This is a genomic window from Brachybacterium zhongshanense, from assembly GCF_055385755.1.
Genome location: NZ_AP043790.1, coordinates 1065049 through 1079583 on the forward strand (window position 1 = coordinate 1065049; position 14535 = coordinate 1079583).

General features: G+C 70.0%; 10 protein-coding genes and 1 pseudogene. 9 read left to right on the forward strand and 2 right to left on the reverse strand.

The genetic code is table 11. The annotated features are described in order from the left end of the window. Positions 1-110: 110 nt before the first annotated feature. Together ACZ5AJ_RS04835 and ACZ5AJ_RS04840 are read right to left on the reverse strand one after the other, a co-directional pair. A pseudogene (locus ACZ5AJ_RS04835) lies at positions 111-881 on the reverse strand (phosphoadenylyl-sulfate reductase); the annotation flags it as partial. Further along, complete coding sequence (locus tag ACZ5AJ_RS04840; protein WP_464137575.1) at positions 878-2629, reverse strand: nitrite/sulfite reductase; 1752 nt, start codon at positions 2627-2629, stop codon at positions 878-880. The gene ACZ5AJ_RS04840 and the pseudogene ACZ5AJ_RS04835, both read right to left, overlap by 4 nt. A 467-nt stretch (positions 2630-3096) precedes the next feature. Here ACZ5AJ_RS04840 and ACZ5AJ_RS04845 point away from each other — a divergent pair, with 467 nt between their 5' ends. The 9 genes from ACZ5AJ_RS04845 (at position 3097) to ACZ5AJ_RS04885 (ending at position 14530) form a co-directional block, all read left to right on the forward strand. Further along, positions 3097-4854 carry an acetolactate synthase large subunit gene (locus ACZ5AJ_RS04845; RefSeq protein WP_464137578.1) on the forward strand — a complete coding sequence of 586 codons (1758 nt, stop codon included), beginning with the start codon at positions 3097-3099 and terminating at the stop codon, positions 4852-4854. Between the two features lie 2 nt (positions 4855-4856). Then, positions 4857-5393 (forward strand): acetolactate synthase small subunit, encoded by a 537-nt coding sequence (ilvN, locus tag ACZ5AJ_RS04850; protein WP_464137580.1) that lies wholly within the window; start codon positions 4857-4859, stop codon positions 5391-5393. Positions 5394-5557: 164 nt separating this feature from the next. Further along, the gene (ilvC, locus tag ACZ5AJ_RS04855; RefSeq protein ID WP_464137582.1) at positions 5558-6589 is read left to right on the forward strand and encodes a ketol-acid reductoisomerase; all 1032 of its coding nucleotides are present in this window, start codon (positions 5558-5560) and stop codon (positions 6587-6589) included. 228 nt (positions 6590-6817) lie between these two features. Next, positions 6818-8425, forward strand: coding sequence for a phosphoglycerate dehydrogenase (serA, locus tag ACZ5AJ_RS04860; protein WP_464137583.1), 1608 nt, complete (start codon positions 6818-6820; stop codon positions 8423-8425). A 90-nt stretch (positions 8426-8515) separates the two neighbouring features. Next, entirely contained in the window at positions 8516-9586 is a 1071-nt protein-coding gene (locus ACZ5AJ_RS04865; protein ID WP_464137586.1) for a 3-isopropylmalate dehydrogenase, read from the forward strand. Positions 9587-9623: 37 nt separating this feature from the next. Next, complete coding sequence (locus ACZ5AJ_RS04870) at positions 9624-10715, forward strand: branched-chain amino acid aminotransferase (RefSeq protein WP_464137588.1); 1092 nt, start codon at positions 9624-9626, stop codon at positions 10713-10715. 7 nt (positions 10716-10722) lie between these two features. After that, entirely contained in the window at positions 10723-12360 is a 1638-nt protein-coding gene (gene cimA / locus ACZ5AJ_RS04875; RefSeq protein WP_464137591.1) for a citramalate synthase, read from the forward strand. 78 nt (positions 12361-12438) lie between these two features. After that, positions 12439-12963, forward strand: coding sequence for a glycine cleavage system transcriptional repressor (locus tag ACZ5AJ_RS04880; RefSeq protein ID WP_464137595.1), 525 nt, complete (start codon positions 12439-12441; stop codon positions 12961-12963). Between the two features lie 289 nt (positions 12964-13252). Further along, entirely contained in the window at positions 13253-14530 is a 1278-nt protein-coding gene (locus ACZ5AJ_RS04885; protein ID WP_464137599.1) for an MFS transporter, read from the forward strand. Positions 14531-14535 lie beyond the last annotated feature (5 nt).

Genomic DNA, 14535 nt, shown 5'->3' on the forward strand with positions numbered 1-14535 from the left:
AGGTTGAGGACGGTGGGGACGGACGCCGCCGGGGCGTCTCCCGTGCCGTCCGAGCTGGATTCGGCGGTGCTCGAGCTGTCCGCTGCGGCGTCGACGCCCCCGGAGGCGGGGTGCAGGCCGCACTCGGTCTTGGCCGAGCCCGCCCAGCGCCCGGAGCGGGGGTCGTCGCCGGGGGCGACGGGCAGGGTGCAGGGTGCGCAGCCGATCGAGGGGTAGCCCTGGTGGATCAGCGGATTCTCCGGCAGGCCGTGATCGCGCGAGTACGCCATCAGACGGTCGAAGGACCAGGTGACGAGAGGGTTGATCTTCACCAGGCCGAAGTTCTCGTCGAAGGTCACCACAGGGGTGCTGGCCCGGGTCGGCCCCTCGTCGCGGCGCACGCCGGTGACCCAGGCGTCATAGCCGCCGAGGGCCTTCTTGAGCGGCGCCACCTTGCGCATCCCGCAGCAGGAGGCGGGATCGCGATCGTGGAGCTTCGGACCGAACTCGGCGTCCTGCTGGGCGACGGTCCTCTCGGGAAGCACGTCGACGATGGTCACGTCGAGCTCCGCGGCGACGCGGTGCCGGGTCGCGAGGGTCTCCGGGAAGTGGTATCCGGTGTCCAGGAACAGCACGTCCACCCCGGGACGCTCGTCGGCGACGACGGCGGGCAGCACGGCGTCGGCCATCGAGCAGGCGACCGTGAGGCCCGTGCCGAAGGTCTCCGCCGCCCAGGCGGAGGCCGCGGAGGCGAGCTCCTCGGGACCGAGCTCCTTCTCGAGCTCGGCGAAGCGGGCGGCACCCTCCTCGGCGAGGGCCCGAAGACGGGTCGTGCGCTCCTCAGGGGACTCCAGGCGGGCGTCCGCCTGCTCCCGGGCGGTCGGATGATGCGCGGTGGTCATCGCAGCTCCTCGTCATCGGCTCGGTGCGCCCAGGCCGCGAAGCTCTCCCCGTCCTCGCGCGAGTCCACGAACCTGCGGACGACCCGCTCGACATAGTCGGCGAGGTCCGACGCCGCGACCTTGTGCTGGCGGAGGGTGCGTCCCAGCTGAGGCTGCTCCTGAGTGTGGTCCGTGAGTGATCCTCCCAGGTGCACCTGGAAGCCGGGAACCTGCTCGCCGTCCGCGGTCGTGATGATCTGGCCCTTGAGACCGATGTCCGCGGTCTGGATGCGGGCGCACGAGTTCGGGCAGCCGTTGACGTGCAGGCTGATCGGCTCCTCGAGCTTCTCCTGGACGTCGGCCAGGCGTCGTTCGAGCTCGTCGACGGTCCTGGCCGCGGTGTCCTTGGTGTCCACGATCGCGAGCTTGCAGAACTCGATGCCGGTGCAGGCCATCGTCGACCGGCGGAACGGGCCGGGCCTGGTGCTCAGGCCCAGGCCCCCGATGCGCTCGACGGCCTCGTCGAGACGATCGGCGGGCACACCGAGCACCACGAGCTTCTGGAAGGCGGTCAGGCGCACGGCGTCGGCCCCGAGGTCCTCGACGATCTCGGCCAGCCGTGTGAGCAGATCGCCGCCGACCCGACCGACCGTCGGCGAGGCGCCGATGTAGTAGCGGCCGTCCTTCTGCAGATGCGCGCCGACGTGGTCGCCGGGCCCGACGGCCCTCTTCGGCGCAGGGCCATCGGGAAGCGCATAGCCGAGGTACTCGGTCTCGAGCACCTCGCGGAACTTCTCCGTGCCCCAGTCCGCCAGGAGGAACTTCAGACGGGCCTTGTTGCGCAGACGGCGGAAACCGTAGTCGCGGAAGATCCGCACCACGCCGTGCCAGACGTCGGCCGCCTGCTCCTCGGAGACGAAGGCGCCGAGGCGCTCTGCGAGCCGCGGGGTGGTCGACAGGGCGCCGCCCACCCACAGGTCGTAGCCGGGGCCCAGCTCAGGATGCTCGACACCCACCAGCGAGATGTCGTTGATCTCGTGGACGACGTCGAGGCTGGGGTGCCCGGTGATCGCGGTCTTGAACTTCCTCGGCAGGTTCGCCAGCTCGCGGTCTCCGATGTAGCGGCGCTTGATCTCGGCGATGACCGGAGTGGGATCGATGATCTCGTCGGCCGCGATGCCGGCGACCGGGCTCCCGAGGAAGCCGCGCGGGGTGTCTCCGCAGGCGGTCGTGGTCTCGAGCCCCACCGTGTCGAGGCGGCGCCAGATCTCCGGCACGTTCTCGATGTCGATCCAGTGGTACTGGATGTTCTGCCGGTCGGAGATGTCCGCGGTGCCGCGGGCGAAGTCCGTGGAGATGCCGCCGAGCACGCGCAGCGCCTCGGGGGAGAGGGCGGCGCCGTCGGTCCGCACCCGCAGCATGAAGTAGCGGTCCTCGAGCTCCGTCGGGTCGAGCTGGGCCGTGCGCCCGCCGTCGATCCCGGGCTTGCGCTGGGTGTAGAGGCCCCACCAGCGGAACCGGCCGTGGAGATCGTCGTCCGTGATGGAGTCGAACCCCTCGATGGCGTAGGTCTCCTCGATCCGCTGGCGGACATCGATGCCGTTGCCCGCCGCCTTGACCTCCTCATTGCTGTTCAGAGGGGTCGTGCCGTCGACCTTCCACTGCCCCTGCGGCTTGCCCGAGCGCGAAGGACGGACGCGGGCGGGCGCGGGGGCCTCCTGGGTGAGGGTGGCGGCGGACGAGGTCGTCGCGGTGTCGGTGCGATCCATGGGCCCATAGTGGCCCGTTATGGGGGCGAGTACAAACGCTTGGGGGGAAATGTGACGCCGTGAGTCCGTCTCCCCGCACCTCGTGCCCGATCGAGCACCCGAGGGATGTGGCCCACATCGCTGAGGGTGCCCTCACCTGCGCGGATCTCCGCAGTCAGCCATGCCGTGGCCGCCGTCGGCCGATCCTGCCCGGGCCGGCGTCCGCGCCCGCCCGCCGTCTCGGGATCCGGACCGGTCGCGCACGACCCTGTGGAGGGCCTAGGGTGTGGGGCATGCAGACGAACCTTCTCGTAATCGACGCGCGCGGCTGACGCCCGCTCGTTGTTCGAGAACGTCTCCGCGCCCCTCCAGAGCCCCAGGCCGAGGGGCTTTTTCGTGTCCGCATCGCGGGTGCGGACCTGCCGGGGAGGGGCAGACGGGCGGCGGTCCGCCCCATTCCACAGGTCCGAGACGACGAAGGAGTTCCGATGACCGGACAGAAGATGACCGGTGCGCAGTCGCTGGTCGAGTCCCTCGAGCATGCTGGGGCCGAGGTCGTCTTCGGCCTTCCCGGCGGCGCGATCCTGCCGACCTACGATCCGCTGCTGGACGCCAAGCGCCTGCGCCACATCCTCGTGCGGCATGAGCAGGGAGCCGGGCATGCCGCGAGCGGTTATGCGCACGCGACGGGGAAGGTCGGCGTGTGCATGGCGACCTCCGGCCCCGGCGCCACCAACCTCATCACCCCCATAGCGGACGCGCAGATGGACTCGATCCCCATGGTCGCGATCACGGGGCAGGTCGGATCGAGCTTCATCGGCACCGACGCCTTCCAGGAGGCGGACATCGTCGGCATGACGATGCCGGTGACCAAGCACAACTTCCTGGTCAAGGACCCCGCAGAGATCCCGCGCACGATCAAGCAGGCGTTCCACATCGCCTCCACCGGCCGCCCGGGAGTGGTGCTGGTCGACGTCACCAGGGACGCCCAGCAGGCCACCGCCGAGTTCGAGTGGCCCGAGGGCCTGGACCTCCCCGGGTACCGACCCGATGCGCGGCCCCACCACAAGCAGATCCGCGAGGCGGCCTCGCTGATCCTCGAGGCGAAGCGTCCGGTCTTCCTGATCGGCGGCGGCGTCATCCGCGGTGCGGCCTCGAAGGAGGTCACGGAGCTGGTGGACATCTCCGGCGCTCCCTTCGTCACCACCCTCATGGCGCGCGGTGCGCTGCCCGACTCCCATCCCGGCCACCTCGGCATGCCGGGCATGCACGGTGCGGTCGCTGCGGTCTCCGCCCTGCAGCGAGCGGACCTGATCATCGCGATCGGTGCGCGCTTCGACGACCGCGTGACCGGACGTCTGGACTCCTTCGCTCCCGGCGCGAAGATCATCCACGCCGACATCGATCCCGCGGAGATCTCCAAGAACATCGAGGTCGACGTCCCGATCGTCGGCCAGGCGAAGGATGTCGCGACGGCCCTGGCATCAGAGCTGCGCACGCGCCTGGCCGCATCCGATCCACGCGACTACGAGGCCTGGTGGGCCACCCTGTCGATGCTCCGGGAGACCTATCCGCTGGGCTGGACGGAGACCGCCGACGGGCTCACCGCGCCGCAGAAGGTGATCTCCCGCATCGGTGCGATCTCGGGCCCCGAGTCGATCTACGTCGCGGGCGTGGGCCAGCACCAGATGTGGTCCAGCCAGTTCGTGAAGTACGAGCACCCCAACACCTGGATCAACTCCGGGGGCCTGGGCACGATGGGATACTCGGTGCCCGCCGCGATGGGCGCGAAGGTCGGGCAGCCGGACCGCGCGGTCTGGGCGATCGACGGCGACGGCTGCTTCCAGATGACGAACCAGGAGCTCGCGACCTGCGTGATCAACCAGATCCCGATCAAGGTCGCCGTGATCAACAACAGCTCGCTGGGCATGGTCCGCCAGTGGCAGAACCTGTTCTACGAGAAGCGGTACTCGAACACGGACCTGAACACCGGCCACGGTTCGCGGCGCGTGCCCGACTTCGTCAAGCTCGCCGACGCCTACGGAGCCGCGGGCCTGCGCTGCGAGCGCGACGAGGACATCGACGCGACCATCGAGAAGGCGATGGAGATCGACGACCGCCCGGTGGTGGTCGACTTCACGGTGAGCGCCGACGCCATGGTGTGGCCGATGGTGCCCTCCGGCGTCTCCAACGACGAGATTCAGATCGCGCAGGGCATGAGCCCCGAGTGGGAGAGGGACATCTGACCATGACCGCCATCGATTCCGCGGCCTCGCCGAACACCCAGACCCTGTCCGTCCTGGTGGAGAACAAGCCCGGCGTGCTCACGCGCGTCGCCGCCCTCTTCGCCCGGCGCGGGTACAACATCTCCTCCCTCGCCGTCGGACCGACGGAGCATCCGGAGATCTCCCGCATCACGGTCGTCGTCGACGTCGACCAGCATCCGCTCGAGCAGATCACGAAGCAGCTCAACAAGCTGGTGAACGTGCTCAAGATCGTCCAGCTCGATCAGCGCCAGACGGTCCAGCGCGAGCTCATCCTCATCAAGGTCTCGGCCGACAACTCCACCCGCACCTCGGTGCTGGAGATCGTCCAGATGTTCCGCGCCAAGGTGGTCGACGCCGCCTCGGACGCGGTCACGATCGAGGCCACCGGCACCGACGACAAGCTCGCCGCGCTGCTGGGGATGCTCGAGCCCTTCGGCATCCGTGAGATCGTCAAGTCCGGAGCGGTCGCCATCGGCCGCGGCGGGCGGGCGATCACCGATCGCAGCCTGCTCTCCTGACCCCGGGAGAACGGGCCGGACGGCCGGGGCTCATCACGGAGAGCCCCGGCCCGACGAGGGTGTCTCGAATCCGGAGACCCTCTCTCATAACGTAAGACAACTGGCGATAGGATCCTTCCATCGTCGGCACACCGCCGCACATCACGCACGCAAGGAGCACACACGTGGCTGAGATCTTCTATGACGACAACGCAGACCTCTCGATCATCCAGGGCAAGAAGGTCGCCATCATCGGCTTCGGCTCGCAGGGCCACGCCCACGCGCTGAACCTGCGCGACAGCGGCGTCGAGGTCCGTGTCGGCCTCCGCGAGGGTTCGAAGTCGGCAGCGAAGGTGCAGGAGGAGGGGCTCGTCACCGGGACGGTCGCCGAGGTCTCCCAGTGGGCCGACGTCATCATGATCCTGACCCCGGACCAGGACCAGCGGAAGGTCTACGCCGAGTCCATCCAGCCCCACCTGTCCGAGGGCAAGGCGCTCGCCTTCGCGCACGGCTTCAACATCCGCTTCGGCTACATCGAGGTCCCCGCGGGTGTGGACGTGCTGCTCGTCGCCCCGAAGGCGCCCGGCCACACCGTGCGTCGCGAGTTCGTCGCCGGCCGCGGCATCCCGGACATCGTCGCGGTCGAGCAGGATGCCTCCGGCCAGGCCTGGGAGCTCGCGCTCTCGTACGCCAAGGGCATCGGCGGCACCCGCGCGGGAGTCATCAGGACGACCTTCACCGAGGAGACCGAGACCGATCTGTTCGGTGAGCAGGCCGTGCTGTGCGGCGGCGTGAGCCACCTGGTGCAGGCGGGCTTCGAGACCCTCACCGAGGCCGGCTACCAGCCGCAGATCGCCTACTTCGAGGTGCTGCACGAGCTCAAGCTGATCGTCGATCTCATGATCGAGGGCGGCATCACCAAGCAGCGCTGGTCGTGCTCCGACACCGCCGAGTTCGGCGACTACGTCTCCGGCCCGCGCGTGGTGACCGACGAGACCAAGGCCGCCATGAAGGCGATCCTCTCGGACATCCAGGACGGCACCTTCGCCAAGCGCTTCATCGACGACCAGGACAACGGCGCGGTGGAGTTCAAGGAGCTGCGCGAGAAGGAGGCCTCGCACCCGATCGAGTCCGTCGGCAAGGAACTGCGCAAGATGTTCTCGTGGAACCAGGACTCCGTGGACTCCGACTACGTGGAGGGGTCGGCGGCACGCTGATCCCGTCGGCCGGGTTCTGAGCCCGGCCTCGGACGCGGAGGGTCCTGCATCGCCGGTGCGGGACCCTCCAGCGTCAGGAGCGGTCACGACGGGGTGGCCGACCCCAGCTTCCTGCACCACCCCATCCCGGGCACGTCTCGGATCATGACCGCCGTGATCGCATGGCGGACACGGACGTATCCTTTCCTCGGCCCTGCTCGCGCCGCCATCCTTCCGGAGGTAAACCCTGTGACCCGTCCCGTCGTTCTCATCGCCGAAGAGCTCTCACCCGCCACCGTCGACGTGCTCGGCTCCGGCGTCGAGGTGCGCCATGTCGACGGCACCGACCGCGCGGCGCTCCTGTCGGCGGTCGCCGACGCCGATGCTCTCCTCGTGCGCTCCGCCACCAGCGTCGATGCCGAGGTGTACGCAGCGGCGAGCAGACTCAAGGTCGTCGCCCGTGCGGGCGTGGGCCTGGACAACGTGGACGTCCCCGCCGCCACGCAGGCCGGCGTGATGGTCATCAACGCCCCGACCTCCAACATCGTCTCCGCCGCGGAGCTCGCGATCTCGCTGATCCTCGCCTCGCTGCGCAACGTCGCCCGTGCCGACGCCTCCGTGAAGGCCGGCCGCTGGGACCGCAAGAAGCTCAGCGGCATCGAGCTGCTCGGCAAGACGGTCGGCGTCGTCGGCTTCGGGCGCATCGGCCAGCTCGTGGCCGAGCGCCTCGCCCCGTTCGGCGTGACGCTCCTGGCCTACGACCCCTACGTGAACCACACGCGCGCCGCGGAGCTCGGTGCTCGGGTGGTGGAGCTCGATGAGCTCATGCGGGAGGCGGACGTCGTCACGGTGCACATGCCCAAGACTCCGGAGACCACCGGCCTGATCGGCGCCGAGCAGTTCGCCGTCGCCAAGCCCTCCCTGCACGTGGTCAACGCAGCCCGCGGCGGCCTGATCGACGAGGAGGCCCTGTACGAGGCGCTGACCTCCGGGAAGATCGCCGGCGCCGCCCTGGACGTGTACAGCTCGGAGCCCCCGGCGAAGTCGCCGACGGCATCCAAGCTCCTCGAGCTCGACTCCGTCACCCTGACGCCGCACCTGGGCGCCTCCACCGCGGAGGCCCAGGAGAAGGCCGGCATCGCCGTCGCCAACTCCGTCCGCCTGGCCCTGGCCGGCGAGCTCGTCCCCGATGCGGTCAACGTCGCCGGCGGCGCCATCGATGATCTCGTGCGTCCGGGCGTGGCCCTCGCTGATCGTCTCGGTCAGCTGTTCACGGCGATCGCAGGCGGTGCTCCCGAGGTCCTCGACATCATCGTGCGCGGCGAGATCGCCTCGCGCGACGTGACGGCGCTGAAGCTCTCGGCACTGCGGGGGATCTTCCGCAGCGTCGTGACCGAGCAGGTCAGCTACGTCAACGCACCGGTGATGGCCGACGAGCGCGGCATCACCGTCCAGCTGGTGACGGAGGAGGAGTCCGAGCGGTTCCGCAACGTCGTCGCGATCCGGGGCACGCTGCGCGACGGCAGCGTCGTCCATGTGGCCGGCACCCTGAGCGGCACCGAGCAGGCGCAGAAGCTCGTCGGCATCGGCGATCACGCCCTGGACGTGCCGCTCAGCGACCATCTGCTGATCATCCGCTACGAGGATCGGCCGGGCCTGGTCGGCCAGTACGGCGCGAAGCTCGGTGAGGCCCGGGTGAACATCGCCGGCATGCAGGTCTCCCGCCTGGGCGACGTCCCCGGCGCCGAGGCGCTCGTGATCCTCAACCTCGACGAGTCCGCGCCGCGCGAGCTCGCCGACGAGATCGGCGAGGCCATCGGCGCCCGGTCGATCCACGCCGTCGACCTCGTCTACTGACAGCTGCCGAGCAGGCATCCGCATCCCATCGTCGATCCCGCTGACACCAGCATCGCCCGCCCGCGGGCGGAGTACCGGAGGACCCATCCCATGAGCACCACGTCCGCATCCGAAGCCGGCTCCGCGCTGCGCCTCGCCGTCATCGAGGGCGACGGCATCGGCAAGGAGGTCGTCCCCCAGGGGCTGCGGGTCCTGCGGGCCGCTCTCGAGCCGTCCGGCATCGAGGTCGAGACCACGGCCTTCGACCTCGGGGCGGGCCGCTGGCACCGCACGGGCGAGACCCTCACCGATGAGGACATGGCCCGCCTCGCCGAGCACGACGCGATCCTGCTCGGCGCGGTGGGCGACCCCGATGTGCCATCGGGCGTGCTGGAGCGAGGACTGCTGCTCAAGCTCCGCTTCGGCTTCGACCACTTCGTGAACCTGCGCCCGACCCGCCTGTTCCCGGGGGCCTCGACCCCGCTGGCCGATCCTGGCGAGATCGACTTCCTGGTGGTACGCGAGGGCACCGAGGGGCCGTACGTCGGCAACGGCGGGGCCATGCGCGTGGGCACCGAGCTCGAGGTCGCCACCGAGGTGTCCCTGAACACCGCCGTCGGCGTCGAGCGCGTGGTCCGCTACGCCTTCGAGCAGGCGCAGCTGCGCCGCCGCAAGCTGACTCTGGTGCACAAGCACAACGTCCTCGTGCATGCCGGGCACCTGTGGCGCCGCATCGTCGAGTCCGTAGGGGAGGAGTTCCCGGAGGTCTCCGTCGACTACGCCCATGTCGACGCCGCGATGATCTACCTGGTCACCGATCCCTCCCGCTTCGACGTGATCGTCACCGACAACCTCTTCGGCGACATCGTCACCGACCTCGCGGGTGCCGTCGGCGGAGGCATCGGCCTCGCCGCCAGCGGCAACATCAATCCCACGGGGGCCTTCCCCTCGATGTTCGAGCCGGTGCACGGTTCGGCCCCGGACATCGCGGGCAAGGACCTCGCCGATCCCACCGCCACGGTGCTCTCGGTCGCCCTGCTGCTGGACCATCTCGGCCACGCCGAGGCCGCCGCAGGCGTCCGCGCCGCCGTCGAGGCCGATCTCGCCGCCCGCGCGGAGCTCGGTCCCCGGGGCACCATCGCCATCGGCGATGCCCTGGTCGCCGCCGTGTCTGGTCGCTGAACCACCCAGCATCACCCCGTCCCGTCAGGAGTCATCGATGAGCGCGCTCACCTTCACCCCGTCCACGGCCACCCGTCGCGTCGGCGACGACGAGCGCGCCGCCATCCTCGCCGACCCCGGCTTCGGAGACCACTTCACCGACTTCATGGCGCATGCGCGCTGGACCGAGGGATCCGGCTGGTCCGAGGGGGAGATCCTCCCCTACGGCCCCCTCGCGATCTCACCGTCCTCCGCGGTCCTGCATTACGCGCAGGAGATCTTCGAGGGCCTCAAGGCCTTCCGCCATGAGGACGGCTCGGTGTGGACCTTCCGGCCCGAGCGCAACGCCGCGCGCATGCAGCGCTCCGCGCAGCGCCTGGCGCTTCCGGAGCTGAGCGCAGAAGACTTCCTCGCCTCGCTGGAGGCACTGGTCGCGGCCGACGAGCCCTGGGTCCCCGCACCGGCGGGGGAGACCTCGCTGTACCTGCGTCCGTTCATGTTCGCGAACGAGGACTTCCTCGGTGTGCGGGCATCGCGGACCGTCGACTACTACGTGATCGCCTCTCCGGCCGGTGCGTACTTCCCTCGTGGCGTGCAGCCGCTGGTGGTGTGGGTGACCGATGAGTATGCGCGGGCGGGCGCCGGCGGCACGGGAGCGGCGAAGTGCGGCGGCAACTACGCCTCCTCGCTGCTCGCGAAGAAGGAGGCCGGTGCGAACGGAGCCGACGAGGTCATGTTCCTGGACTCCGAGACGCACACCTGCGTCGACGAGCTCTCGGGGATGAACGTCTTCGTCATCACGTCCGACGGGAGGATCCTCACCCCGTCCCTGACCGGATCGATCCTCGAGGGCGTCACCCGCGAGTCGATCCTCCGGCTGGCCGCCGATCGGGGTCTCGAGCCCGTCGAGCAGCGCCTGGTCCTCGCGGACCTGGTCAAGGCCATCGACGCCGGCGAGATCGTCGAGATGTTCGCCGCGGGCACCGCGGCGGTCATCAACCCGATCGGGGAGCTGCGCGCCACGGGCGGCAGCTGGACCATCGGCGACGGCGGATCGGGGGAGGTCACCCTCGCGCTGCGGGACGAGCTCACCGGGATCCAGTACGGGCGGGTCGAGGACCGTCACGGCTGGCTGCACCGACTGGTCTGATCGGGACATGAGCACCATGGCCGACGACGTCCTCGGCGCTCCCGCGCCGCTGGACGGCTTCCATCTGTACGACACCACTCTGCGGGACGGCTCCCAGCAGGAGGGGCTGACCCTCTCCGTCTCCGACAAGCTCGCGGTCGCGCGTCTGCTCGACGAGCTCGGAGTGACCTACATCGAGGGCGGGTGGCCCGGCGCTGTTCCGCGCGACACCGAGTTCTTCGAGCGCGCGCACGACGAGCTGGAGCTGACGAGCGCGCGCCTCGCGGCCTTCGGCGCCACCCGCAAGGCCGGTGTCGACGTCGCGGAGGACCCGCAGGTCGCAGCGCTGCTGGCGTCCGGCGCACCGACCATAACCCTGGTCGCGAAGTCCGACCTCCGCCACGTGACCGGGGCGCTGCGCACCACGGGCGAGGAGAACCTCGCGATGGTGCGCGAGACCGTCGAGCATCTCGTCGGCGCCGGGCGCGAGGTGTTCGTCGACGCCGAGCACTTCTTCGACGGCTTCCTCCACGACCCGGACTACACGACCGCCGTCGTGTCCGCCTCGCTCTCTGCGGGCGCGCGCGTCGCCGTCCTGTGCGACACGAACGGCGGCATGCTCCCGCATCAGGTGACGGAGATCGTCGAGGAGCTGCGCCGACGGCTCGCGGCCGCCGGCATCGTCGACCCGCGCCTGGGCGTGCACACCCACAACGACTCGGGGTGCGCGGTCGCGAACGCTCTGACCTCCGTGCGCGCAGGCGTCAGCCATGTCCAGGGCTGCATCAACGGCTACGGCGAGCGGACCGGCAATGCCGACCTGCTCACGATCCTCGCCGATATCCAGCTGAAGATGGGCGTCGACCTGGTGCCCGAGGAGACCCTGGCCGACATGACGCGGATCGCCCACGCCATCGGCGAGATCGTCAACATGCCCGTCAGCCCGCGCTCCCCGTACGTCGGCCAGAGCGCCTTCGCCCACAAGGCGGGGCTGCATGCGAGCGCCATCCGGGTGGATCCGGACCTCTACCAGCAGATCGATCCGCGCCGAGTGGGCAACGACATGCGCATGATCATCTCCGACATGGCGGGGCGCGCGAGCATCGAGCTGAAGGGCCGGGAGCTCGGATTCGATCTCACGGGCCAGCAGAACCTTCTCACGCGCCTCGCGGCGACGGTGAAGGCGCGCGAGGCCAAGGGATACTCCTACGAGGCCGCCGACGCCTCCTTCGAGCTGCTCCTCCTCGACGAGATGGAGCGCCTCCCGCGCTACTTCGAGGTGGAGTCCTGGCGGGCCATCTCCCATCAGCTTCGCGACGGCTCCCTGGAGACCGAGGCGACGGTCAAGCTCCACGGCGACGGTGCCGGTGCGGCGAGGGCGGTCGAGATCGCCGAGGGGAACGGTCCGGTCAACGCCCTGGACACCGCGCTGCGCCGGGCGCTGAGGGGCCGCTTCCCGATCATCGACGAGCTCGAGCTGCAGGACTTCAAGGTCCGCATCCTCGACTCCCAGCACGGCACCGACGCGACCACCCGTGTTCTCGTGCGCACGGCGGGAGCGGGCCTCGAGTTCCAGACCGTGGGGGTCGGCCCCAACATCATCGAGGCCTCCTGGGAGGCCATCGTCGATGCGTACACCTACGGGTTCCACAAGGCAGGGCTCTGACCGACGCCGTGGGCCGCTTCTCCGCTCTCGCTGCTCGAACCGGGGACAGCCGGGGGCGCACCGGCCTAGCCTGAGACCATGACCACCTATGTGCTCACCGCCATCGGCGTCGACCGCCCCGGCCTCGTCTCCGCCCTCGCCGCCGTCGTCGACGAGCATCGCGGCAACTGGGTCGACAGCCAGATGTCGCTGCTCGCCGGGATGTTCGCCGGCATCGTCGAGGTCGAGCTGCCGCCGCAGAGCGTCCCCGGCCTGCTCGAGTCGCTGACCCGTCTCGAGGAGGAGGTCGGCCTCGCGGTCTCGGCGACGCCGTCGCGAGGACCGAGGGCCGACGAGGACTCCCAGGTCCTGCACCTGCACCTGCTGGGCCAGGACCGCAGCGGCATGGTGCGCGAGGTGTCCACGGCCCTCGCCGTCTCCGGCGCGACGGTCGACGGCCTGCGCAGCTGGACCCGCGCGGCACCCGAAGGGGGCGGGCTGCTCTTCGAGGCGGAGATCGAGGCGCGTCTGATCGCCGGAACCGAGATCGCTGCCGTGCAGGAGGCGCTCGAGCGGATCGCCGCGGAGCTCATGGTGGACATCGAGGTCGACTCGCTCGTGTGAAGGCTTCTGCCCCCGGGGTCCTGCACGTCTGCGGGCTCCAGCGCGCCGTTCGTCCAGGGTGCCGGGGTAGGACGGACGCATTCTGGCGGCGGAGAGCGCGGCTATCCCATGCGATGCGCGTCACAGGGCGTAGGGTGGTTGCTGACACGTTGCCAGGAACCGAGCTCGTGAGGCCGAAGGTCCCGTGAGCGGGGCCGATGGTCGAGCAGGCTTGGTCCGTACCAGTGCCCGAACAGGAACGGCCGGATCCCAGGGTCCGCCGACCGCCCGTCATAGTGGAGGTCCACGGATGTCCGCAGTCCCTTCGCCCAGGCCGAACACCTCGTCACCGACTCGGACCACGACCTCCGGCACCGCCGGCTCGTCCGTCGATGCAGCGTCCTCCATGCATCCCGGCGCCTACCGGGCACTGCTGCTCGCGACCCTGGGCTTCGGCGCCAACTTCTGGGCCTGGGCGCTGCTGAGCCCGCTCGGCCCCATCTTCGTCGAGCGCGGGATCGCCCCCGAGGCGTCCCTGATCGTCGCGATCCCCGTCCTCGTCGGCTCGCTGGGACGCATTCCGATCGGCGCCCTCACCGACCGCTTCGGCGGCAAGGTCCTCTTCCCGCTGGTCACCCTGGTGACCGTGATCCCGGTGCTCTTCATCGGCTTCGTCGGGCAGTACACCTACGCGACGCTGCTGGTCGGCGGGTTCTTCCTCGGGATCGCCGGCACCACCTTCGCGATCGGCGTGCCGTACGTGAACTCCTGGTTCCCGCCCGCGAAGCGGGGCATGGCCACCGGCATCTACGGCGTCGGCATGGGTGGCACCGCCATCGCCGCGTTCACGACCGTCCCGCTCGTGAACGCCGGCGGCAGCGCCACGCCGTTCGTGGTCACCGCGATCGCTCTGGTCGCCTTCGCCGTCGTCGCCTGGTTCCTCATGCCGACCTCTCCGGACTGGGCGCCGTCGAAGCGCAGCATCGTCGCCCAGACGGCCTCGGTCATGAAGATCAAGCTGACCTGGCAGGCCTGCTATCTCTATGCGCTGTCCTTCGGCGGCTACGTCGCGTTCTCGGTCTTCCTGCCGACGATGCTGAGCACCTGGTACGGCCTCGAAGCGTCCGACGCCTCCTTCCGCATGGCCGGCTTCGTGATCGCCGCGGTGGGCATGCGTCCGATGGGAGGCGTGCTCTCGGACCGGATCGGCGCACCGAAGACCCTGCTCATCTCCTACATCGTCGTCGCCGTCTGCGCGCTCGTGCTGATCTTCCGTCCGGCGCTGATGCCGCTGGGGACGATCGACTTCATCCTCATGGCCGCTGGCCTCGGCCTCGGGTCGGGCGCCGTGTTCGCGCTCGTGGCCCGCACCTCCGAGCCCTCGATGGTCGGCTCCGTGACCGGGTTCGTCGGCGCCGCCGGCGGTCTGGGCGGATTCGTCCCGCCGCTGGCGATGGCGGCCGTCCATCGCGCCTCCGGGAGCTACTCGCTCGGCGTCGCCCTGCTGCTGCTGGCGACCCTCGGAGCGATCGCCGTGACGCTCGTCGTCGCCCGACGTCGGAAGTACCCCGCCCCCGATCCCGCCTGAGACGG